The organism is Elusimicrobiota bacterium, assembly GCA_016180815.1.
In the GTDB taxonomy this organism is placed as follows: Bacteria; Elusimicrobiota; Elusimicrobia; order JACQPE01; family JACQPE01; genus JACPAN01.
In genome coordinates this window covers 1-24,161 of record JACPAN010000007.1, presented here as the reverse complement: position 1 = coordinate 24,161, position 24,161 = coordinate 1, and the positions used below count along the sequence as shown (strand labels likewise).

13 protein-coding genes are annotated in these 24,161 nt (G+C 50.5%); 12 read left to right on the top strand and 1 reads right to left on the bottom strand.

Annotated elements, in window-relative coordinates; genetic code table 11:
- Nucleotides 1–63 precede the first annotated feature (63 nt).
- Together HYT79_03095 and HYT79_03090 are read left to right on the top strand one after the other, a co-directional pair.
- Nucleotides 64–954, top strand: a complete 891-nt coding sequence (locus HYT79_03095; protein MBI2069563.1) for a HEAT repeat domain-containing protein — start codon at nucleotides 64–66, stop codon at nucleotides 952–954.
- Between the two features lie 5 nt (nucleotides 955–959).
- Nucleotides 960–2,597: a S8 family peptidase gene (locus tag HYT79_03090; protein MBI2069562.1), complete on the top strand. Its 1,638-nt coding sequence runs from the start codon at nucleotides 960–962 to the stop codon at nucleotides 2,595–2,597.
- Between the two features lie 38 nt (nucleotides 2,598–2,635).
- Here the strand turns inward: HYT79_03090 and HYT79_03085 are convergent, their stop codons facing one another.
- Nucleotides 2,636–4,351 (bottom strand): tetratricopeptide repeat protein, encoded by a 1,716-nt coding sequence (locus tag HYT79_03085; protein MBI2069561.1) that lies wholly within the window; start codon nucleotides 4,349–4,351, stop codon nucleotides 2,636–2,638.
- Nucleotides 4,352–4,544: 193 nt separating this feature from the next.
- Between HYT79_03085 and HYT79_03080 the strand changes: the two genes are divergently transcribed.
- The 10 genes from HYT79_03080 to HYT79_03035 all read left to right on the top strand — a co-directional run.
- The gene (locus HYT79_03080) at nucleotides 4,545–5,822 is read left to right on the top strand and encodes a response regulator (GenBank protein ID MBI2069560.1); all 1,278 of its coding nucleotides are present in this window, start codon (nucleotides 4,545–4,547) and stop codon (nucleotides 5,820–5,822) included.
- A gap of 256 nt (nucleotides 5,823–6,078) precedes the next feature.
- Complete coding sequence (locus HYT79_03075; protein ID MBI2069559.1) at nucleotides 6,079–7,872, top strand: hypothetical protein; 1,794 nt, start codon at nucleotides 6,079–6,081, stop codon at nucleotides 7,870–7,872.
- A 61-nt stretch (nucleotides 7,873–7,933) separates the two neighbouring features.
- A complete protein-coding gene (locus tag HYT79_03070) occupies nucleotides 7,934–9,127 on the top strand; it encodes a hypothetical protein (GenBank protein ID MBI2069558.1) in 1,194 nt (397 codons plus the stop codon).
- 115 nt (nucleotides 9,128–9,242) lie between these two features.
- The gene (locus HYT79_03065; GenBank protein ID MBI2069557.1) at nucleotides 9,243–11,459 is read left to right on the top strand and encodes a penicillin-insensitive murein endopeptidase; all 2,217 of its coding nucleotides are present in this window, start codon (nucleotides 9,243–9,245) and stop codon (nucleotides 11,457–11,459) included.
- Nucleotides 11,460–11,488: 29 nt separating this feature from the next.
- Nucleotides 11,489–12,328, top strand: a complete 840-nt coding sequence (locus tag HYT79_03060; protein ID MBI2069556.1) for a hypothetical protein — start codon at nucleotides 11,489–11,491, stop codon at nucleotides 12,326–12,328.
- A 101-nt stretch (nucleotides 12,329–12,429) separates the two neighbouring features.
- The gene (locus HYT79_03055; GenBank protein MBI2069555.1) at nucleotides 12,430–14,877 is read left to right on the top strand and encodes a hypothetical protein; all 2,448 of its coding nucleotides are present in this window, start codon (nucleotides 12,430–12,432) and stop codon (nucleotides 14,875–14,877) included.
- Nucleotides 14,805–20,432 carry a T9SS type A sorting domain-containing protein gene (locus HYT79_03050; protein ID MBI2069554.1) on the top strand — a complete coding sequence of 1,876 codons (5,628 nt, stop codon included), beginning with the start codon at nucleotides 14,805–14,807 and terminating at the stop codon, nucleotides 20,430–20,432. The genes HYT79_03055 and HYT79_03050 overlap by 73 nt, the downstream gene beginning before the upstream one ends.
- A gap of 7 nt (nucleotides 20,433–20,439) precedes the next feature.
- Complete coding sequence (locus HYT79_03045) at nucleotides 20,440–21,414, top strand: PorV/PorQ family protein (GenBank protein ID MBI2069553.1); 975 nt, start codon at nucleotides 20,440–20,442, stop codon at nucleotides 21,412–21,414.
- Between the two features lie 132 nt (nucleotides 21,415–21,546).
- Nucleotides 21,547–23,082: a hypothetical protein gene (locus HYT79_03040; GenBank protein MBI2069552.1), complete on the top strand. Its 1,536-nt coding sequence runs from the start codon at nucleotides 21,547–21,549 to the stop codon at nucleotides 23,080–23,082.
- A 692-nt stretch (nucleotides 23,083–23,774) separates the two neighbouring features.
- Nucleotides 23,775–24,161 (top strand): DUF1186 domain-containing protein (locus tag HYT79_03035; GenBank protein ID MBI2069551.1); only part of this gene is annotated, 387 nt, incomplete at its 3' end.

Below are 24,161 nucleotides of genomic sequence, written 5' to 3'. Positions count from 1 at the left end.
CTGCATTTGCACTGCATTTCATGTAAAAACAATTAGCTAAAAGAGAGATAAAATGATCCGACAATGTCTCCAATCAATTTGGGCAGTATCGGCTTGCTTGCAGATGTTCCGTGCAAGAAATTATTAAAACCGCGTGTCTTAGTATTTGCGGTATTTTTTTCAGGCATCTCTACTTTATGCGCTATCACAGATACCGAAGCAAGGCCGTCTAAAGCCGCAAAGGCATATTCTGGATTGACTAATGCTGATTTGAATGCCCACCCCAGCGCTTCGGGAAAAGATGTTATTGGCCTTGTTCAAGATCTAAAAAATCCCGACAAGGGAATCAGCGGCAGGGCTGCTCACTCTCTTATACAAATGGGACCAAGGGCCAAGGAAGCCGTTCCCCATCTGGTCGTTTTGCTCAATGATACGGATTTTTATGTGTGGGCCACGGCTGCTAAAATTTTGGGGCAAATCGGGCCTGTAGCACAAGCAAGCATTCCTGCGCTTGGCAAAAGCCTCAAGGCTCAAGATTTAGATGTAAAGTTTAACTCTGCGGAAGCCTTAGTCAACATCAGCCCAACTTCCAAAAAAGCTGTGCCTATTTTGTTGCAGGCTTTGGAAAGCGGTAATCCCGACTATCGGATTCGTGCGGCCATAGCCTTGGGAGATGTTTTACCCGTATCCCAAAAAATCGTTTCTGCCTTGGCCATGGCCGCTACTGATTCATGGGCAACGGTTCGTCGCGCTGCGGTTGAATCGCTTGGTAAAATCGGGTTGAAAGCTAAAAAAGCGGAAGCGGCTTTGATAAAAGTTCTCGATGACGAAGATGGTGAAATTCGAGCCAAGGCCGCCGACGCCTTGTCGGCGATTGGCACGCCTACCGCCAAAGAGGCCGTTCAAGAGTTTCGCGTCAACGAAAAAACGCGAAAACCACCGGTTCAAACGTACCAACCCTTAAACGTCAAATGATAGGCTTGTTTTCTTTTTGGTTTTGTTTTTTTGCTGCGTTTGCCCAGGCCTCCCATGTTCCTGATGAAGTGTTGATTAAATGGGAAAATTCTCCAACGCTAAGCACTTGGACCATTCCTGGGTCGGGAATCACAATCATCAGGGTTAAGAGGCTGGGGAACTCAGGATGGGAATTATGGAAGCTGCCATCGGATAAACACGTTGACACAGCGTTGCCTTATGTCGCAGTCCAAGTTGAGGCTGCCAAACGCAGGGTCATGTCAGGCCAAAAAAGCGATAAAGCTTTAGGTTCTCTAAGCTCCGAGCCAGGGATTGCCTCATACGCGGTCAATAACATTAATTACCCTTTCGGCCGCTTGCCTAACGATCCCCTAGTTCTCAATCAATGGCACCTCGACATTATCCAAGCTTACGGCGGATGGAAATTTGACGTGGGTGCTTCCACCCCTGTGACCATAGGTATTATGGACACGGGAATAAACATAGACCATATAGACCTTAGTTCTTCTACAGGCAAGATATGGACTAATCCGGTTGATTTGCCCGGAGGGGGCGATCAGGACGGTAACGGAAAGTTAGATGATATTTGGGGCTGGAATTTTGTATCAGAAAATAACGATGTTTCTGCGGATTGTGGTTACCATGGTAGCCTGGTGGCTTCCATCGCTTCTGCCATCACAGACAATGGCATCGGCATTGCGGGGATTAGCTGGGGAGCTAAAATTTTACCTCTAAAGGTTTTTAGTACTGCTAGTGCTTGCTCTGGGTCCGACGCGGATATCATTCAAGCAATTGACTATGCAATTTGGGTTTCAACAGCACACTCTTCATATACGGGACGCATGGTGATTAATATGTCTTTAGGGTGTCCACCTTCAGATGCTTGCGGTCTCCCGTGCACTGAGAGCCTGGCGGTACAAGACGTAATCAGTCGTGCGTTAAACAATAAAGTTACGGTCATCGCAGCCAAAGGTAATTGCGGCAATTCGGTCAAAGTTGTTCCGGCTGATTATCCTGGCGTATTGGCCGTGGGGGCGACTTCTCGAAGCGATTCTTTGGCGCCATTTTCAAGTATCGGAAGCGGTACGGACATGGTGGCTCCAGGCGTTGATATCTTTGGAGTCAATTCTAATGGCGGTTTTGGCAATAACGGTGATGATGGGACGTCGTTCTCAGCTCCAATAGTTGCTGGAGCCGCGGCTTTAATAATGAGTGCCTTACCATCTGCAACCACAACTCAAATTGAGAGTTTTCTTTTGGGTGGAGTTGATGACCTTGGTTCACCAGGACGAGATGATTTATTCGGGCACGGCCGACTTAACCTTTTTAAGACTATGCGCTTGGCGCGCTTCGGAACATTGGCTGATTTTGATGGCACGCACGAAGCAATCGCCGTTCCAAATCCTTTTAAGCCAAGCCCGTTTAGCCGAGTTATTTTTACCACGCCTCAGAATCTCGGCGGCCCCAACCCGCGCGTTCAGATTTACGATATCAGCGGGATGCTTATACGGGAGATCGAAGGTACAACGTGGGACGGCAGGAATGAAAACGGTACATTTGTAGTGTCAGGCGTTTATATTTTTCGATTAAAAACTGATAGCGGCAAAGCAAGTGGGCGTATTATTGTTGATGCTGGGAATTAACCTTTTCGTACTTTCGTACTAAGGTATGTTATTGGCGGTTACTTTCGTCTTATTTGAAGTTCGAAACGATCAGCCTCTGCGGCATTTGTTTCATAAATTTCGATGTCCTCGGGCACTGTCGAAACAGCCGCTGCTTGCCTGAACAATTGAGCAGCCTGCGCATAATCGCCTTTTTTCAAAAAAATAATCCCCGCATAATTCCAGGCTTGATCCAGGGACGGGTTGCGGCTGACCGCTTGGTGAAATAGAGGCAGCGCTTCCTCATATTTTCCCTGTCGGTAATACAATTCACCCAATAAAGCTGTTTTCCGGGCTGAATGCGGCGTGATCTCAATAGCTTTTTTCAGGTTGACCAGGGCTTCATCCAAACGTCCCTGATCTTTGTGCAAAATAGCGGCGTTAGCATAAGGCGTCGCCAGCGCATCCGCTCTGGCTTCTTTAATAAAGATGGGGCTGGCCTTGCTCAAGTAAAAAATTGTCATGAAAAGCGCCCCGGCGCCGATCAATGGTTTGAATTTTTTCTCCTTCATATAGGCCCAACATTGTTGGGTTCCCAGCGCCGCCAAAAGAATTAAGGGCGGAACAAGGGGATACCGGTATCTAGAAGAAACAAAAAAAGCCAGCAGGCTGATCGCATATGCCAGGAAGAAGAATAAGGGAAGAATCGCCGTACGCTTGGATTTTAAACTGAGAATGAATCCTAAAATACCCAAAGCCAAAAGCACCCCATAACCTAAGGGCACAAACCGTAGAAGCCAAATCCGGTCTTTGAAATATTCGATGCTGTGCGTGTCCAGGGGTTCGAGATCATTCACCAGAAAAACTAACTTTTTACCGAGGAGTTTTATCCACGCATTAGGGTCGGCCATGATTTCTTTGAGCCCCTCCTTCATCCAAAACCGGGACAGTGCCGACGGTTTTTCAAATTTGATTCCGGTTTTTCGTTCGGCGATTGTTTTGGCGCTTTGATATTCGCATTCCGGGGTCATGCAGAAAAAAGGGGTCGTGGCCGGATACCCTTTGGATGTTTGGGCGTTGGCCAGATAAAAAACCAAACCCGCATTGGCGGCAAAGGGAGTCGTGTCTTGGACCGCTAAGCGGTTGCGCAGCGCGGTCAAACCAAAGATTAATAGTGGACCCAACCACAATAAACCAACGCGCTTTATGGCCGCCGGCAAACCTTCTCTGCGGGCATACAGCAAGAATAGGCCAAAAGTGAAAAGGGGCAAGAACAAAACGAAATGGCCCCGGATTAAGGTCAAAAAGCTGAAGACGAGCCCGCTGAATAAAAACCAAGCGTTGCTTTTAAGGGCATGGGCTTGAATTAGACAGAAAAGGGCCAGCGTCGACAATAAAGCCGTTAACGTGGTTTTATCGAGCAGGGCGATGTAGGGCAGAGCCGGACCGTAGAACGCATAAAGGGCGGCCGAAATCAGTCCCGCAACATCGCCCCAAAGCTTTCTGGCGGAAAAAAACAGCAACAGGCAGATAGAAGCGTCGATAATAGCTTGGATGGGCCAAGCAATTTGGGGGTTGGTCCCCAGGGCTTTGTAAACCACGGCCAAAAAATAAGGATAAAGCGGGTCCTGGTAAAACATTTCCTTCCCAAAAAAGCCCGAAGCCGAAATTTGCCTGGCCCATGCGTCGTAGGCCTGGGCGTCAACGATCAGATTGACCGCCAGAATATCGTTTTTGACCAGATAGAGATAAGTTAAACGCAAGCCCAGGGCGATGGCGAATATTGCAATGGCCATCCAAACCGGATTTTTAGGGTCTACCCTTTTAATCTTGTTGGACACGTTGTTTTGAGTCTATCAAAGGAATATTCGTTTCACTTGTCGTCAAGACGCGCAAAGATTGGTCCTTGAAAATTTATTTTATGAGGTTAGGCTTATACCAGGACCACGAGCGGCAGTCTTTGACTGTTTAACCGGGATAGGCGTACGTATGGATCAAAAAATATTAATTGTCGACGATGATCCAGAAATCTGTCATGTAATCGGGCGCGCCTTCTTCAAAGAGGGATATCAGGCTTTCGAAGCATCAAACGGCGCCCAGGCCCTCGAAATTATGGAGAGGGAGGCGCTGAACGCGGCTATTGTGGATATGGTGCTATCCGGCCAAACCCCCGGCGACCAATTGCTTCGTGAGCTTAACTTTTTTAAGGAAATCCATCCGAATTTTCGTATCGTCCTCATCACTGGACATGCCGATAAATCGGAATTGTTCAACCGGTGCAGCACCATCGGGTTCGACGCCGTGTTTCATAAACCTCTTTCCCTGTTTGCCTTGACCGAAAAAATGGGCCAACTTCTGGGTGCCTCCGCATTCAATTCAGCCATGACCAACGGTAAAAGAGGTCCCAAAGGATGCAACGTCGATGGGAACGCACTATTATTGCAAAGCGCAAAAGACGGAGCTTCTACTTCATCAAACTTAAAATTTGTCAACGGTCATGTTTCACAAACTCGCTTTGGAACCGGTTCTAGTCGTCGCCTTTTCAGCATCATGATTGTCGGCGCTGTCCAATCCTACATGAAAAAGCTGGAAGACGGGGGGGCACACGGTGAGGAATTTTGCCTTTGGGCGGCGGACAGCGTCAATAAAGCCGAATCCATGCTCAACAATCATCTTCCGGACGCGATTTTGATTTATTTGGGGGAAAAATTAAATCAGAATGATATCGACCGACTTCTTTGGTTATTTAACCAAGAACCTTTTTGCGCGCTACCGATTTTCTGTCTGAAACCAGAAAACGACACAAAAATTCTGGAGCCCTCGATGACGGATGCCATCGAAACTCTCCCCGCCGATATCCCATTCGCGGACCTTATTCAGCGCATCAGGGTCGAACAGGCCAAGGTCAAACGTATTCAGGGTTTGGTTAAAATCGGCTGCGCTGTTTTTGACCCACGCCGATGTTTAATTTATTGCGCAGAAAAGGCCGGCAAGCCAGCAGAGCTTCAGTTTCAAATATTTCAATTAATTTTTTTCCTTGCCCTGCACCTAGGCGAACTTACCAGTTATGCCAACCTTCAGCTTCACCTTGGGATTAAGAAACAGTCAACGCTACGTAAAACCATCAGTGACGCCAAAAACAGCCTCCCTACCCATTTTAGGGATCATTTCGTTTTTAAACATCATCCCGGAAAAGGGTGCTCGTTAACAAGCAGTTTGCCGGAAATTTCCGACAATTTGAAACCACTTAAAAAATTCCAGCGCTGATCTTCAGTCCGCGAGGATGATTTTCCGAGGGGAAAGCGCTTGCTGCCGTTATCGATACTCCCTGCTCTAAAAAATCGGAAATTTCCGATTTTTTAGAGCAGGGGTCACCCCCCTTGACAAACCGTGCGGCCAGACAAAGGCTTAGGTAGCGGCGAATATCCGCTGGGAGAGAATTGATTTTTCTAAAGCGCCGGTTCTAAAAAGGTTGAAGGGGGGGATTATGCCTCAGAAAGTGCAATTTGCGTTATTAAATCGAATGACGAAATTAAAAATCCTGACTGGATTATGCCTGCCGGTCCTTTTTAGCGGCCTGCTTGATGCCCAGGACGTGCCCCAGACCATGAACGTCTCTGCGCGCTTGACGGACAGCGCCGGCGTTAACAAGCCGGATGCCAGCTATCCAGTCACCTTCTCCATTTGGGACCAAGAAACGGTGGGCGCCGGAACTCCACTTTGGCAAGAACAGCGCACAGTGACCACGCATGGCGGAAATTTTCAGGTTTCTCTAGGTGGCGTTACCCCCTTGCCCACCTCGGTTATTGGCGCTCCAAACCGTTATTTGCAGACCCAAGTTGGGTCAGAGGCGCCATTGGTTCCAAGAATTAAACTGCAATCCGTCCCCTTTGCCCTCAAATCGGACAAAGCCAATAAACTTGAGCCCAATGCCATGGCGCAAGGCAATTTAACGGTGGCAGGCGCGCTCTCAGCCGCCAGCCTTTCCGCTTCAAATTTAACGGCCAATCGCGTCTTAACTTCAGGCGGCGCAGGAAATTTAAACGCCGGCGCCGTCACCACAACCGAATTGGGACATTTAAGCGGTGTTTCCTCCAATATTCAAACTCAATTAAACTCAAAAGCCCCATCATCGCGCTCCATTGCCGCAGGAACCGGGCTGACCGGCGGCGGGGATTTAAGCGCGGACAGGACCATTTCCTTAAATTTAGGCAGCCCCAACACCTGGAGTGCTCAACAATCCTTTAATGCGGGTATTTGTCTCTCAGGAGACTGCCGCACCTCGTTTCCAGTGACCACGAGCCTCCCATGGACTTCGATCACCGGCATTCCCGCAGGCTTCTCGGACAATGTTGACAATATCGGAATCACAGCGGAAACGGACACCCTTCAATCAGTCGCCAATCGCGGCAATACCACGTCATCGGGCCTGACTGTCGGAGGGTTGGTCGTCAACGGAGTAATCGGCATCGGCACCGCAAGCCCGCAATCGACCCTGCACGTGGTGAAGGCGGTCGCGGGGCACGCAGTACAAATCGACAAGTCGGCGGCGCCGAGCTTTGGAGGAGCGCACGGGACACTCGTGTTGAGAAATCCCAACACGTCTAACGACGCCCAGTCCGACATTCTCTTCGCTCAGGCTAACGGCAATGGCGTGGCGGCCATCGTCGGCAGGAACGTCAACCAGGCAAACAACGATGGCCAATTCGAATTTTGGACGCGCAATGACGGCGGAATCTTCAGGCGGATGGTCATCAATCCGCCGGGCAATGTTGGGATCGGAACCGCCGCGCCAATTAGAATGTTGGATGTCAACGGCTCCGTGGTTATTCGCGGAGAGGCCCATCTTTTACCTGATGGCACGATTGATGGATTAAACGTCCGAGGCGCGGGAGCCTTTTCAGAAGCTCTTACTGCACGCAGTATTACAACAGGCGATATTACTGCCTCAGGGACGAAAAGTTTCATTCAAAAGCATCCCAACGATCCCAATAAGCAAATTTTGTATTACACACTAGAGGGATCGGAGTCCGGGACTTATTATCGAGGCACCGGACAACTCGTCAACGGTGAAGCAACCATTGAGCTTCCTGATCACTTCGGCATGGTTACCAGCCAATCAGCGCTTATGACCGCCCAGGTTACTCCGCTGGAAAACTGCCAGGGACTTTATATCGTCGAAAAAAGCCCGATCCGGATTGTCGTCAAGGAGATCGGTGGCGGAACCTCAAGCGCTCGCTTTGATTATTTAGTCCAAGGTGTTCGCATAGGCTACGAAAACGTCCCCGTCATCCGGGATAATCCGCAGCAGCCTTAATCATGAAAAAATTTATGCGCAAATTGAATACCTATAAAAAAATGAATAAAGTTGGTATCTCGTGGACAAACATTACACTTTCAGAAGGTTGCTGATGGCCATGACGTTATTCCTTCCAACGCCATTTTCAGGTTTTTCAGCGCCGGCTCCTGTGCCGATCGGTCAAGTCCTCGGTATCGAATTCGACGGCAACACGACCAATATGGTCCTTGAGGTGGACGGAAAGCTTGTCCTGGGCGGAACCATCTATTTACAAGACGGCATCCCCATTGTCATTGGGGATTTACTTAGCCAAAAGCGCAATCTTTATTACTATACGGCCTCCGTCCCTAAAAAATTAAAAATCGACGTCGGCGAAAAAGTTTATGCCCAATTCACGGACCCAGGCACGCCTGGTGAAACACAAACAAGACCCCTTGATATTGAAGGGCCCAAGGTGTTCACGTGGAGAAAAAGTCTACGAGGAAAACCTTTTGTTCCCAAGCGCGTCGCCGAGATCACGGCCATTCAAAACAAAAATGTTCTGATTGACCGCGGCTCAATCCATGAGGTCGACAAGAGAGACGTGTATGCAGTCTATGATACAAGCGGGCTCTACAAAGGCAAAATTGAGACTCGCGGCATCGGCGACTTTCAATCGACAGCTCGTTTCTATCATCCTGCTGAGGAATTTCGCAACACCTTTCGTCCAGCGATTGGCGACAAGGCGGTGCATATCGGCCGCCGCTCACCCATCAGCATGGGGTTCTGGGTGTCTTCCGCCAGGGCGTTTAAAAATAGCGACCCGGAAACCGAAGGTTACAGTGAAGGGCAGGGGGCTATATGGGAACTATGTTTTCGTGACGGCTGGAAAATTCAGGCCAATCTGGGCGTTCACTCGGATTCACAAAAAGACTTCGCTTTCGCTTCGGAAAATACAAAAACTTTTTTCACGCAGCCCTCCACAACCACGATCAAAGCGCCTGTCCCTGAAATAAAAACTCGTTTTTTCGGCCCTTTATCTCTAAGCAAAAATTTTTTCTATCCGAAATCCATTTCTCCTTTCCTGAGAATTGGAGTCGCGTTAGTACGGTCGGAATTAGTCTGGGGCACGGGAATCGACAGGTCGAGCCATTCTTATCCCACACGTTTGATCCCTAGCTTCGGTGCTGGCATCGAATTATTTTCCGGCAAATGGGTAAAAGGTTACGTGGGCGCCAATTATTTTTTCTCGTCTCCGCAAAATATCACAGCTCGCAAGAGTGCATTGTTTTAAATTTCAACTTATAGGAGTTCGGCATAAAGGGATGAAACGAACGAAGGATTAGCGATGTAAACGAAAAAAAGGAAAAGCCATGATGGGAAACGGGAGGGAAACCGATATTTTTGGCGTGGGCCAAACCAACTCAGGCCCGCTTGCGGCCAGAACCGCCCTCCTGTTTGCTATGGTTTTCATCGGGATGGGGACATTATCATTATTTGCGCAGGTCGTAGGCAGCGGCGATGCCGACCCTTCAGTCATCACAATGGGTGGTCACATTAATTTTGAAGCCACAAAAAGCACGACCATCCCTGCCGCAACCGAACCATGCTTTCCAGTAGGAGATATCGAAGTGACGTTTTCTTTGCCCAATTGCACCTACTCTGCTATCGTCAGCCCTCAGTTGCAGGGCGGGTCAGAAACAGGATTTAACCTTACGCCGTGCCCAGGGAGTCCCATCCGGGTGAGCGCTAACAATCAGTACCACATCAATAAATTTGTCAGCCCTCACCAGCATACCCAAGTCATTTCAGGGGGCCTTGGTGATAACCCGACAGGCCCCGAACCTTACCCTCCGGGAATTTATTCAATCACGGTAAGGGCCGCCGGGCCCGCAGACGCCCGTTGCCAAACAACGCCCACTCTTACCGCTTATGGCATGGATTGGCAACGCAGAGACGAAAATAACAATGTCTTTAATGAGGGTTTTACCGGCATCGCCAATATCGGTCAGCAGTTCACCGTCGGCACCGTGCTCACCAGAGTTTTTCCCTGCTCATCGCGGCAGCTTCTCATAAGAGCTTCACCGGCCAATCTGGAAGGAGGGCGCCGCCAAAAGATCGGTCCCCTAAAAATTCAATTGATCGGACAAAACGGCAATCCCGTTTCCGGGGCTTCCATCAGCTTTGCCACGACCACCGGCCAGAGCGCTTTCGTCAGCCCTAAATCCTCGGCAACAGATGCTAATGGTTTGGCCGGAACTTTTTTGACTCTTGGGGAATCCACCGGCACCTACCAGGTCACCGCCACCTCTCTTGATGCCACCTGCACAAGTGGAAAACAAGAAGTTTTCTTCGTGGCCCAGCAGACTCAAACCGTCCAAGAGGCGACGAAGCTCATCGCTCCTGTCGGTCGCGTTGCCGCCTCATCGGACACCTCAAAACCGGTTGATATCATCGCCAAGGCGCACAACATCAACGACGGCAAAGGAGAGCAAGGTCTTAATGTTGTCTTTACATTAATCGAAACTCCCGATGGCCCGACATCGGAGGCCCTGGGAAGCGATTTGACCAATCAGAAGGGAATCGCCAAGATTCAGTTCAGTGCGCTTGGCAGAAAGCCGGGGGCATATACAATCCAAGCCTTCTGCCAGGATTGCGAGCAGGGACAAACAGCGAATATCGAGGTTACCGTCATTGCGCCTGCCCAGATGACGCAAAAAGGCTCGGAACTCGTGCTTATCTTCAGAAATTTACAAATCCCTGACAGCGAAGGACGCGACAAGGACAACCCTGCCTTTGACGGCTTGTTTGTCACCAAAGATACCGATACGGTCTTTCCTCAAGAAGTCGGCGCCGCGAATACCAACGCCATCTTGACCTTAAAAGGCCCCGCTGACGGCCAGGGAACCTATCGAATTCAGGGAGTCTTCAACACCGGGGGGCATATCCACAATACGACCAGGCCGATCGGTAAAATCAACGGGCAAACCCAAGGCTCTTTTACCATCGGAGCCTCAAGCCAAACAACCCTGACTTACGTCTCCGGAGAAGTTTCGGGGCAGGAAATGATCGAATTCGCCATCGATGGAAAAACCCAGAAGGCCAAGGAGTTTGTGGATGTGAGGGTGGATGGGTTAAGGCGGCTCCCCAAACAAGGGCCGAATCATATTGCCTCTAGCAACGACAATTTGCACCCAGAATACACCTACGGCACCCAGGCTTTTATCGATACCCTCAACATCATTGCCACGGAATACAAAGTTAGAACCAGCAGTTTAGTTATATCCATCAACGACATGAGTCTTATCAATGGGGGGCTTTTTGACATCGACAGCAACTGGTCTGCGTCTCCGCGTGGGCATGTTTCCCATAGGACGGGGGAGGATGTGGATATAAATTCGCAGCCATTCGATGTTAAAAGAGAACGTGCAATTTCTAAGACAGATTCTCGTGCCATACAGCTACCAACCCAAATTTGCGAAATCATTAAAAGCAAGATCCTTGCCTGTTGCATGATCCCCGAAGAGCCAATCCACTACCGTTGTCCTTGCGATGCAACGGCCCAGGCTGATCCCTGCAAGAATAAATGCGTCACTTTACTGGAGGGAACGAAGTGCGGTCCATAACGGGAATTTTAAGCATTTTGATAATTTTAATGGAAACCCTGGGCGCAGAAGAAAAAAAATCCAGGGCTAATGAATTTGGCCTAGCTCAATCAAGTTCATCAACAGTCGCTGTTGCTGTCACCCAAGCTAAAGAGGGATATCATTACCAATACACGATTTCATATCCAACGGGCGACCTCTATTCTAATCCGTTTGGCCGCGTAGGTCAGTTTAGAGTGGACCTGCGACACAATCCCCTTGGGCATTCTTTTTTTTACCCTCATAGAGAACCAGAAACCGAACCCGGTGATGAACACGATAGAAATCTTGATGAGGTTCCGCGAGTTTATCCAGTCAAAAAATTAGCCCCTTTGCTATGGGACCATAAATATGTTTTGGAAACCCCCTATCACGGCTGGTGGACTTGTCCATCGTGGGCTGATAGGGAGGCTAGCGTAAAACCAGGGCAAAAATTATCTGGATTTATATTGATTACGAAAGAGCCGCCTGGCATCAGAAATTCTATGCTCAGGGCTTCGAATGAAACTGATTGGAATGAAGATTACTACCAAACAACTCTCGCCCCCGCCTCCCCTCCCGAGCCCTTCACGGCCAGCGCCTGGACCGCCCGGATGCTCTCCGATGTTGCCGAGGCCCGTAAGCTCGGCTGGATCAAATCCGATGACCAGTTGGACAAGATCAAAAAATTGATCGCAGATTTAAACACGCAAGACAAGAAGAAACTGAAGAAAGCCGTTAACGTCATAGAAAAATACGTCTCAAAAGAACACAAAGCTGGCCGATTAACCGATGAAGCGGATGCCTTAGTTCGGCTTAATGCTCTTTATCTGCTTAAGAGAATGAATCAAGAAGAAAAGGGCAAGAAATAAAAGGATTTTTCATGGGTAAGGGACACATTGCTTGGAGCCAGGAGGATGTAGCGGTCGATTAAGCCGCGAACGTAACAAATGAGATAGGAATAACAAAGGCCATGGGTAAGGGAAAAGTCGTCATATTGTTGCTGACCGGCATTCTGGCTGGCTCGAAGGCCTATGCTCTTCATCAAACGCCTGGGGTTGTCGAGCCTGGGGATAAAATTGCCCTGACCATACCGTTGACCAATGGCAGCGACAATGATGGCGACCTATCGAATGCCCGGACTATCGTTATTTCCGCGCCTGCCTGGTTGACTCTCCTTCCGACATCGTTTACAGGCCCCGTGGAGCTTCCCACTGGCGAATCGGTTGACTTTATTCTTCATTTTGAAATAAACGGTTCCTTTACTCCCGCCCAGGCCGCCGCCCAGGTCGTCGTTGAGGTCAAAACCGATGTTACGAACCTCAACGCCACGCTTTATCGCTGGCATTTCCGCACTTCAAACGGGTTCAAAACATCAAATGCCGAATGCCTAGACGAAGAAGGCGGTTCCTACGGCGGCGCGTTATCTCCCGATACCGAGCCTCCGGAAACTACGCTTTCATTCATCGGCCCGACATTTACCGACAGTCAGGGCGCTCTATTCATTTCTTCATCTACAGCGCTTAGTCTTGAAGGTATAGATGCCATTGTCGTGGACGCGGTGACCTCGGAGGTGGCTTTTACCGGGTTTAAGCTTGATCAGTCTATCGGGGACGTCAATCTCTTGGATGTTTTTGTAGGCACCTTTACAGTTTCGGCTTCAGGGAGCCACTTCATTGTTTTTGGCAGTTCGGACAATGCGGGCAATGCCGAGTCCGTAAAAATCAGCAGCTTTATTGTGGACGTTCAGGCTCCGGCAACCCCTTCAAGCCTGCTGGCCGGTGGCGCCAATCCTTCTCCTTGGAGGAACATTTCGACTTTTACGGTAACTTTGTCCGGCTCGGATGACGCTTCGGGTGTGGGTGGGGCGTTTGTCAAGCTGGGAGAAGCTCCTGCATCCCCGAACGATGGTAGTTTCATGTCAAATTTCACGTCGTTTAATTTCACGTCGGGCAATTTGGTCAACGGCAGCAACCCACTGTACGTCTGGCTTGCCGATAATGTCGGCAATACGGACAATGCAACGGCTCAAATCGTCAATTTGAGATACGATGATTTAAAACCCCAATCAACGGCGGCTGTGCTGGTATCCACGTTTTCCGTGGGGCCGATCCCGGTGAGCTTTGCGTCTTTCGATCAAAACGGCACGGTGGGCAGCGGGATGGAGAGGACATTTTTATGGTTTAGGCGGGATAATAACGACGACGGGATACTTGGGGATTGGCAGCAAACAGGTCTTGAGATTCTTGGGAACACGGGGAATTTCATATTTGAGATTCCCGGATTACAAGACGGCAATTACGAGTTTTACACTCAGGCTAAGGATATTGCCGGAAACTTTGAGGATGCGCCGTTAAGCACGACGCCGGCCAAGGCCGGGGCCTTCTTCGACGCTTCGTCTGCGGTCATATCCAATGTCCAAGTGCCGTTGATCGCTTCTAATTTCGCGCAAATCGTATGGACCACGGACGACCGGACGACGGCCTTGGTGGAGTATTCAACAAACAGCGCTTTTCCGATTGGTTTGACCAAAACCAAAGCGGTCGGCGTTTCAACAAGAACGCACGGGGTTTTCATCGATTGTTCGGTTTTGTCTCCGGCTGTGATTTACTTCAGGATTACGGCGATCAACAAAACAGGGCTGATAACAACATCTCAAACCGGAAATTTCACAACGCCGGCCAATGTGTTTATTCCGCAGGATATTTTCGGGGTGGTGGATGTGACCAAACCCATCGCCATTTCCGTCACCAATCCAGGCGTGACCATGGCCACGGTTACCATCAACGGACAAACCGTTTTTCTTGTTTTAAGCACGTCATCAGCGGCCCAAGTGTTTGTGGATACCGGGACAGTGGCCCAGGGTGAGAAAAACGTCAATATCAGCTTGGATGGATTCGGGTTTAATCAAAGCGTATTAATCGACACGGCCCAGAGAACCGCAAGGTTGGCGAGATTGTCCATCAACTCAGGCGGAGGTTTCAGCGAAGCCATCGGACAATCGCAAATGGAAATCGCTATTGGGGAAATCGGGCCAGGGCCGGACTCTTCTATCAGCACGACGGGGTATTTGGCCTCAGGGGCAAACCACCTCTATACGGGCTATTTTGCGGGCATCGACCCGGTTGCTCCGGGAGCCATAACCGATCTTTTAGCCCAGCCTCAGGGCGAAGGAAGCGTCCGGCTTGCTTGGAGCGCTCCGGGTGATGATGCGGGCGTGGGCACGGTCATGAATTACGATATCCGTTTTGCGAGTTTTGCCCTTTCTGCGGAGAACTTTGGTCAAGGCGTTAAAGCCCCCAATCCTCCATCGCCTATTGCTGCACCGGGGAATCAAGAATTTGAAATTTGGCGGGCGAGCCCGAACTTGCCCTGGCTTCTCAAGTTCCCGGCATTACGATCCACCACGTTTCCACTGTAACCGTCAATCCGGCCGTGGCCATTGCCACGAGCGCGGCCGCGGTCCAGGGTCTGATTTTAGCGGGCAATTTATTCGACATATTAAGTCCCGATCCTTCTTTGCCCGGAGGCGCGACGCTTAATTTCCGCTATCAGGATTTAGGCAGCGATGCTTTGGAGCAGGAATTAAGGGTGTATCGTTTTGACACCGCTGTTTCCATGTGGCAGCTTGCGGCTGACGTAGGGCCGGATACGGCCAACAATCTTTTTAGCGTGCCGCTTAACCACCTTTCTTTGTTTGCGGTGCTTCTTAAAGATCGGATCGCTCCGGTTACATCCTTAAATTTGCTCGAAGGACCTAAATTCGTATCCACGTCAGGACAAGTCTTTATTTCAAGTCAAACAACCCATATTCTCTCGGCCAGCGACCGGCCCTTGGGCAAGCTTGCGGGATCTGGGGTGCTGGGTACGGAATTTAGAATTGACACCACGGTCGCGCCTTTTGAACCCTATGTAGCAGGTTTCGCCCTAGCTTTTCCTACCGAAGGATTCCATACCATTCAATTTAGAAGTTTTGACTTGGCCCACAATACGGAACCCATTAAAAGCGCTTCCTTGGGCACCGATGCGACAAGCCCTGCCATTTCTTTGGCTTCAATAGAACCGAACGTTCTTTTGCCCGGCGGGCTGGCCGTGCGCGGTCAAACGGCGTCCGTCTTGATTAAGGCATCGGACCCGATCAAAGAAAGCGTCGCTTCAGGAGTTTCTTCCCTTTCATTTGGGCTGAATCAGACGACAAGCAGTTTTGTTGTAGGTTCGAGTGCGACCATTACTCTGGGGCCGGGCGTCCATCAATTGCGCGTTATCGCGCTAGATAACGTGGGCAATGCGCGCAACCAAGTGTTTACCATCGTCGCGGGGGACGAACTGCCGCCGCGTACTGTTTTAAGCGAAGGCAGCCCAAAATTTACGGCTATTGATAATGCCGAACTTGTCTCCAGCGCGGTCACTCTAGATCAGTCAGCTTTCCCTGTGACTTTCGTATCGCCTCAGAGCCTCATGGTTTTAAGTTCGATTGATGATTTCCGGCAAACAGGGGATAGTCAGGGGGTCGGCGTCTCCAGCATAATCGTTGGTTTGGACGGCCTGTTTTCTTCAACCTTTACCAATCCCAGTCCGGCTATCGGACAAACATTCGTCGCCAGTTTTAATTTCGTGGGGGTTCCAGATAGCGTATATAGCTTCAGGTTTGCAGGAATCGATGTTTTGGGTCAAACTGAAACGCTTTCAACGCGCACCATAGCCATAGACAGCCTGCCCCCCTTAACCCGGTTGGTGGCATCAAGACCTCTTTTTATGGAAAACGGAATGCTCTACGCCACTAGCAAAGATACTTTCGCCTTTGTGGCGACGGATAATCTTTCCGGCATTGAGCGCATCACATTTAAGATTGATGATGGCCCGGATCAGGTTTTTACGGGAGAACCCTTCTCGATTGCGCAAGAAGGGACTCATGTGGTGAGTTTCAACGCCGTGGACCGTCTGGGGCATCAGGAGGGGTTGCAGCAGGCGACCATAGTCATCGACAATTCGCCGCCTACGTTCTCCGGGACGAATACGGTCTTGGTCCAAGCTGAAGACCCTAAAAATATCCTCGCCGGCATTGAGGCGGCAGGCGGCTTGGCGCGTCTCATCACAACGACGATAACCGTTTTTTCGCCGGAAAATATCGTCTGGAATATGGGCTTTGAAGGAGACTCTTTGCCGGGCAGCGATCCTCAGTTTGCCGTCTTTAAAAGGGACGCCAATATCAGCGAAAGCGTGCAAGACGGCATCTATAAAGTCAGTTTTACCGGTCCCGTGCCGCGCGATCCGGTTCAATACATTCTGAGCATGTTTTCCACCGGCGTCAACGCCTCGGTCGGCTTTACCGTGGAATTGAGAGTGCGGGCGGTCGATGACGCCGGTATGTTCGTTTCCATATTTGCGCCCCAGGTTGATTCTACGCTGGGAATATCAGTGACGCCCTTTTCGAGGGAAGTGTTTATGAGACCGCGCTTCGGCCAACTGTTCTTTCCCAACATCGATCCCAGGGAGTTTCACGTATACAGGCTCGTCTATAGGCCGGATAATGTGTTTAAGCTTTTTGTCGACGGCATGGAAACCGTGGTATCGGATTACAAAGACCCGGCCGCTTCCTTCGGCCAACAAATAGACAATCGCTTGCGGGGGGCCAATTTTTCCATCAGCGGCTCGGTTGAAATCGATTACATCCGCGTCAACAACCAGGAAGCCCGCGAACCTCCGCCGCCGACGATCGAGCTTGCGGGCAGTCTGGCGGGGACCGTGGAAACCCCGTTCATCGAGTTCACCGAGGTGACCAAAATAAACAATTTCCAAAGTGTGGAAAATCCAAGGGAGGGCAATATTGTTCATGAATTCAGCACTGATGGATTCAATTACCGGCCGGTCGCTGATTTGGGCAATGCTGATCCCTCCTCCAAGAAGGTCAAATTTCGCTCAACGTTAAGCCGGAACTCCTTGGCTGAGGTTTCCCCTGAACTTGATTCGTTCTCATTTGAATTAAAGCGTCAGGTATTGACCACAGTTCGCGCAATCAATCCCACAAAGTCGAAATTTGGGATCAACTTTATTTCCTCGGAGCGTTTGATCGCTATGCCCACCGTCACTGTGTCCGGCATCCAGGCTGTTGATGGTAATACGCCGCCCAGTTTTCTCTGGAACTTTACGGCCACGACAAGGCCGGATGACCCGGAGGGCATACACGCGATCCGCATTGAAGGCCAAGATTTGGCCGGAAATACCGGAACTGACGAGACCGGAAGCATCGCTTTTGACGCTACGAATCCCGCTATCAGCGTTCAATCCCCGTTAGCCGGACAAGTCTATGTAGCTGCCATAAGTTCGATTCCCATTGAGTTTGCGGTCAGTGATCTTGATCCCAATCCAGTTATATCGGCGCAATTGGTTCAGGTAGAAAACAGGGGGCTTTTACGCGGCCCCACGGTTTTAACCGTTATTGCTGGAGACAGGATCAATCCGCTGAGTATAGATGACGGTATATGGAGTTTCACCGTTTCAGTCCAGGATTGGGCGCTGAATGTTTCAAGCGCGGCAACCGAGCCCTTCGAAGTTATTCATGATATCCTGGCGCCTAGAACATCGCTGGCCATCGGCGCTCCCAAGATACCGGCTTTTGAATTGTCCGCGCCCCCGTCTCCCGACCCGATTACCTTTGTCACGAAGCAGACCACGTTTACTTTTAGTTCGATTGATGATTTGGTTATCTCGGGCGACAATCAAGGTTTGGGCGTGGCGACCCAAACCGTATCCGTCAACGGTGTGATTCGCTCGATATTCGTCGATCCGTCTCCAAATCAGGGGCAAAGTTTTATTTCGCAATTGCTACTTTCCGGGGACACGGACGGCATTTATGCCGTGGGCTTCTTTGCCGAAGACGTGATCGGCAATAAAGAGACAGTTCAAACAACAACCGTGGCCGTGGATAACAGCCATCCCTTGACCTCGGTTCATATCTCAGGACCGCAGTTCAAGGCGATAGGGGATGTGCCCGACGCCGTGGGCGGGCCGTTGTTTATCGCCACGCATAGTTTGATTTCTTTGGATGCCGTTGATCCTATCGTCAACGGCGTGGCATCGGGGCTTCAAGAAACGAAATTCAGCATTGACGGCGGGGCTTTTGAGGTATTCGCCGCGAGCTTCACCTTGCCCGAAGGCAAAAGAACTGTGCTCATCACAAGCAAAGACCGGCTTAATAATGAAGAACCCGTCAAAACAGTCGAAGCATCCGTTGATCAGACCCCTCCTCAAACTTTGGTGTCTTATATAGGGCCCGCGGCGTTCCCCGACCATCCTGCCGACGCCCAACCTTCTGACGTGGGCGCTTTTATCACCGGAGATACAAAGATTGCTCTTTCGGCCCAGGACCCGGTGACCCAGGAAGTCGCATCCGGGGTCAAAGAAATCAAATACAGAATCAACGGCGGAGAATTTTTGGTTTATAGCGGCAGCTTTACTTTGCCTTCTCAAGGCGTTTATTTAATCGAGTATTTCGCCAAGGACCGAGTGGACAATGCGGAAGCATCCCGCTTCCTTAAAGTGGCGGTGGATAACACCGCGCCCGAGACAAGCCTGGCCGTGGGCCAACCATTGTTTGAGGCTTTTGGCGAGACGTTTATTACGCCTGAAACCCCAATCGCGCTTAGCGCCGTTGACCCCCTCGTCAACAACGCGGCTTCCGGCCTTCAAGAAATTCTTTTTGCCGTTGATCAAACTCCGATGGCGGTTTATTCCTCCACCTTCACTTTAGCCCAGGGCACGCATACGGTGAGCTTCCTGGCCAAGGATCGTCTCGGCAATACGGAGGTTATGCAAAAGAAAATTTTCCATGTCTCGGCTTTGCTGCAGCATGCTTTGGTAACCGGTCAAGGAGCCTCGGATTTAGACGGCAATGTCCGCATTGAAGGGAGCGTCGCTTCCTCGGGCGCTTTTACGGCCAACGGCAATCCGGTCAGCGTATCCAGCGTCATTGCCTCAAGCATTCGTTTGGTCGGCAATGCCGTCATCGAAGGCGATGCTATTTTGACTGCTGGAACCACGGATCAGATTGAGCTGACCGGTAATGCCTCCATCAAAGGATCGCGGCTGGTCAATACTGCTTTGGCTCCTCATCCAAGTCCTATAGATTTGGCGGTGCTGCTGAGCAACATAAGCCAATCCAATAACAATCATCTGATTCCCAGCCAGTATTTGGTCAACGGCTCCTTAGTTGTTAAGGACCAAACATTGACGCTCACCACGGGCCAATACCTTATCAACGGCTTGGAGGTCGCGGGCAATGGGGAAATCAAAGTCCAAGGCCCCGTAGCTCTGTTCGTGCGCGGAGCCATCATTTGGGAAGGCAATGCCGCAGTCAACAGTTTGGGTGAATCCGGGAACCTGGTTATTGTGTCCACTTCTTCGACTTTTCTGGCTAAAGGCAATGTGGAGGCTGCGGCTTTTGTGTATGCGCCGTTATCAGCAGCTTCAATAGATGGAAATGTGCGCTTGGCCGGGCATGCTTATTTTGCCTCTGCCTCAATCAAAGGCAATCCCATTCTCTATGCAACCGATGGCCTATTGCCGCCTAAAGAGGGGAGCAATCAAAACAATGCCGGCAACGATGATGGAGGCTCGAAAAAAACGGCAAGCCTGGCATCCGCGCCTTCGCAATTTGGTCCTGACCCTGCCTTTAAACTTGGAGAGGCCTACGCCTACCCCAACCCGGCGGCAGGAGGAGCCAGGCCTATTATTCACATTGAAACCGGCATGGCTGATTCAGCGCGTATCCTGATTTATTCGATATCCGGGGAGCTTGTCCAGGAAACAAACCTAAGCGGACAGCCCCAAGTCATTGACGACGGGCAAGGCCCCCAATACGCCTATGAATGGGGCTGGGACGGGCATATTCCCTCAGGAACTTACTTTTATCTGGTTGAAGCCAAAAAAGATTCGGAAGTCTTAAGGGCAAAAGGCAAATTTTATGTCATCAGGTGATAATCTCATGACCAAGCATGTATACCCGCCACAGCAACCGGCGCGAAAGGACAGAGCTTGGCTGGTGGCTGTTTTGGTTGCCTTAGTTTGGATTGCGGCTTTAAGCCTATCCCTTTTTGCCCAATCATCCCAGAAAACAGGGGCCGAGTTTTTGAATATCCCGGTAGGAGCCCGGCCCGTGGGCATGGGCGGCGCTTACACAGCCTTGGCCAATGACATTTCCTCTTTGCACTGGAACCCGGCGGGATTGGCTTTAATGAATCAGCCTGAAATCGGGGCCATGTATTCCCAATGGCTTTTAGACAGTCAATACAATTTCCTGGGATTAGGATACCCTCTGCCACAGGGGAAAGGAACCCTGGCCGGCTCCATCAGCGTTCTTTCCCAGGGAGAATCCCAATCCAGGGGACAAAACAGGGAGAGAACAGGCTCGATCAAAGCCCAGGATCAATCCTTATCCTTGGGTTATGGCAGAAAAATAGGCTTTATCCGGGCAGGGTTAAATACAAAGCTCATTCAAAGCGAGATTGCCGGGTTTATGGCTAATAGTTTTGCTTTTGATTTTGGCTTCATCGTTCCCTTGCGTACTAACCCCATATCCCTGGGTCTAGCCTTGCAGAACGTAGGCCCAGGGATTCGATTTATCGAACAGCGCGATCCATTGCCGTTAAGCCTTTCAGGAGGGTTAAGCTACAGGCTCCCTGTGGGCATTGCCTTGGCTTTAGACGTCAAACAACAGCTCTACAGCCATAAAACCAATATCAATATCGGCACGGAGTATCAGGCCCTGCCGGTCCTGAGCCTGCGCGGAGGCTATATCGCCGCCCTGGGCCAACAAGTCCCCCTCGCCGGCAACGGGGGATTAGACGGAATCTCAGGAGGCGTCGGCTTCCGTTTGATGGGAGCGCAGATTGATTACGCCTTCAAACCCTTCGGGCTGCTGGGGGATACGCATCGGGTGAGCCTGTCGGTCCGTTTTTGACCAGGATATGAGTAAAAAATTAAAGCAGTTAGAAGGTAAGTTGCCGAAGCTTCATGCAGCCTACAATCAAAACGACTGGTATGATGCCAGAAATATTCTGAGTGCTTTGATTAACACTGTTTAAGGTTTGCAGTGAACAGAAAGTGGACCATTGAAGCCATTAAACAGGTGGCCAGAAGCCGGGGAGGCGATTGCCTATCAGCTGCCTACGCCAACGGCCTTACAAAGCTTTTATGGCGATGCGCGAAGGGCCATACGTGGCAGGCTATTCCACGCAATGTGTTGTATCTGAAGCGCTGGTGCCCCTTGTGCAACGGCAAGATCAAATTAACGCTTGAAGAGATGAGGCGGATCGCCCGATCCCAAGGCGGCGACTGCTTATCCGAGCAATACGGAAACGCCCGCACGCCCTTGCTTTGGATATGCGCAAATAAGCACCGGTGGCGTGCGATGCCCTACGAAGTGAAAGCCGGAACTTGGTGCGGCCGGTGCGCCGGAGTGGCCAAATTGACCATCCCGGAAATCCAGGATATGGTCCGGCCCAGGGGCGGCATCTTAGTTTCCCAAAATTACGTTCGCTATAAAGAGCCGTTGGAATGGATGTGCGGCCAGGGCCATCACTGGAGGATGAGCCTGCGCACGGTCAAACGGGGATTCTGGTGCCCTTATTGCCGGAAGGTCAAAAGAAGCCAGCCTGTTTTTCAAGAAATCGTCCGCTTGATTGAATCCAAAGGCGGCATTTGTCTCACAACGAAGCCGATTTCCCTGCACGCCAGGTCTTGCCTGAGGGTCCGCTGTCCCAGGGGGCATATTTGGCGCCCCAGAATATTGGCCTTACAAAAGGGGCACTGGTGCTTGCGTTGTCTAGGATTCGGCAAGACAATAGACGAAATGCAAGAAATGGCCCATCGGCACCATGCCCGATGCCTTTCCAAGGTTTATCGCAATGGAAAAACCATGCTTCGTTGGGAATGTTCGATGGGACATATATTTTGGGCCTTACCTAGGACACTGGAGCGTCGATTCCAATGCCCCCGGTGCGATCCGGAAAAAGGAAATCCTTACACCTTTGAAATGATTGAAAAAATTATCACCGATAAAGGGGGCAGGTGCCTGACCGGAGCATATGAGTTCACCAACGCCTTAACGCGTATGGCGGTGGAATGCGGCCAGGGCCATCACTGGGAACCGTTGGCCGCATCTTTAAAACGCGGCTCCTGGTGTCCGTATTGCGCTGGTAAGGTCAAAAAGACCATTGAGGAGATGCACCATTTGGCTCAAACCCGCGGAGGTTATTGCCTATCGGATCAATACGTCAATAATCAAACTCCTTTGCTGTGGCAATGCCGCCAAGGTCACCAGTGGCGGGCCAAACCGCATGGCATTGCCCGGGGTCATTGGTGCCTCATTTGCTCCGGCCACAAAACAAAAACCATTCAGGATATGCGCACGTTAGCTCGGTTAAAAGGAGGCGCTTGCCTCTCCAGGATTTATAGCAATAACCATACGCCGTTAAAGTGGCGATGTGGGGAGGGACACGTATTCTTCCATAGGCCTAACGATGTGGCGCAGGGAGGTTTATGGTGTTCCCGTTGCAGAAAATCCCGGTCTGTTGAAAAGCGCCGGCTAAACAATCTATGGCGCAATAATTCGGTTCTAAAGTCCTGATTGATCAATGAATCCCATTATGAAAATTTCGTTTAAAGGCTAAATCCAGGCGGTTAAAGCCAGAATCCGCCTGATCCGGTCCTTCGACCAAATCCCCACGCATCAATACCAGGGCTATACGCTCATCCTACAGGGCAAAATTCAAGGTCAAGAGAGGCTTTTTCGCGTGGCCATAGGCCCCAAGGCCCATGAAAAGCATCGTTTTCGCATAGAGGATAAATTATCGGGAGAAGGAGCCCCTATCCCCGATACCCTGAAAGAATGGGCTGAGCTTTATCAGGTTAGCGGCTTGAAGTTCTTGGAAAGAAGCCCCACGCCTGATAATGAACCACCGCATCCCGATGGAGGCATTGCCCCGCCTTTACCCGTTTACCGAGCCAATGGCCACTGTAGGCTGGATAAAACGACCTGGGAAACACAATGCCAGCGATGTCCTTGGGGTTTGAGCATGGTGACAGAGATTATTCTGGACCACTGGAATCCATCAAAAAAGTGCTGGCGTTTTGAAACCCACTGTTACGGTCCCAAAGATTGCCCCCGTTATAAAGCAGGGTCTCCCTACCGGGTTCCCGGTAGAAAGTCGGGTATGGTTTTTCTTGATGATGACGTTGAGCGCGTAGAGCGGGGAGAGAATCCAAATAAAGCAAATTTTTAGGCTGTTGGCCTGTGTCTGTGCGCTATAATTTCAAGCGATGTTCGGCCTTAGGCTCGGCTCTCCCAAAAAAAGCCTCCAAACGCTCTTAAACTGCGGCCTAGATGTCCCTGAAGGGCTGCCCCAAGAGATTCTTTCCTTCGGCAAAAAGGCTTTAAAGCCATTGGCTGCCATTATGCTGGATAAAAAGTTGCATAACGCCGAATGGCCCAAAGGCTGGGCCCCTATCCATGCCATGTACCTTTTGGGCGCTTTGGGAGAGCCCGATGCCTTGCCTTACTTCGAGAAGCTCTTTAGTCTCGATCTTGATGATGGGTTTTCGGACTTCATCACGGAAGACGGCCCGGCGATTTTAGCCGGCCTTGGTCCAGGCGCCATTTCCGGCATCAAGAGGCTGGCCCGTCTAAAAAGTCTTGATCCCTTTAAC

What these genes read in the sequence shown, in the direction of transcription:
- HYT79_03085 (MBI2069561.1), bottom strand. Translation starts at nt 4,351, where the DNA reads ATGGCCATTGCAATATTCGCCATCGCCCTGGGCTTGCGTTTAACTTAT.
- HYT79_03060 (MBI2069556.1), top strand. Translation starts at nt 11,489, where the DNA reads ATGGAAACCCTGGGCGCAGAAGAAAAAAAATCCAGGGCTAATGAATTT.
- HYT79_03055 (MBI2069555.1), top strand. Translation starts at nt 12,430, where the DNA reads ATGGGTAAGGGAAAAGTCGTCATATTGTTGCTGACCGGCATTCTGGCT.
- HYT79_03095 (MBI2069563.1), top strand. Translation starts at nt 64, where the DNA reads ATGTCTCCAATCAATTTGGGCAGTATCGGCTTGCTTGCAGATGTTCCG.
- HYT79_03080 (MBI2069560.1), top strand. Translation starts at nt 4,545, where the DNA reads ATGGATCAAAAAATATTAATTGTCGACGATGATCCAGAAATCTGTCAT.
- HYT79_03045 (MBI2069553.1), top strand. Translation starts at nt 20,440, where the DNA reads ATGACCAAGCATGTATACCCGCCACAGCAACCGGCGCGAAAGGACAGA.
- HYT79_03075 (MBI2069559.1), top strand. Translation starts at nt 6,079, where the DNA reads ATGACGAAATTAAAAATCCTGACTGGATTATGCCTGCCGGTCCTTTTT.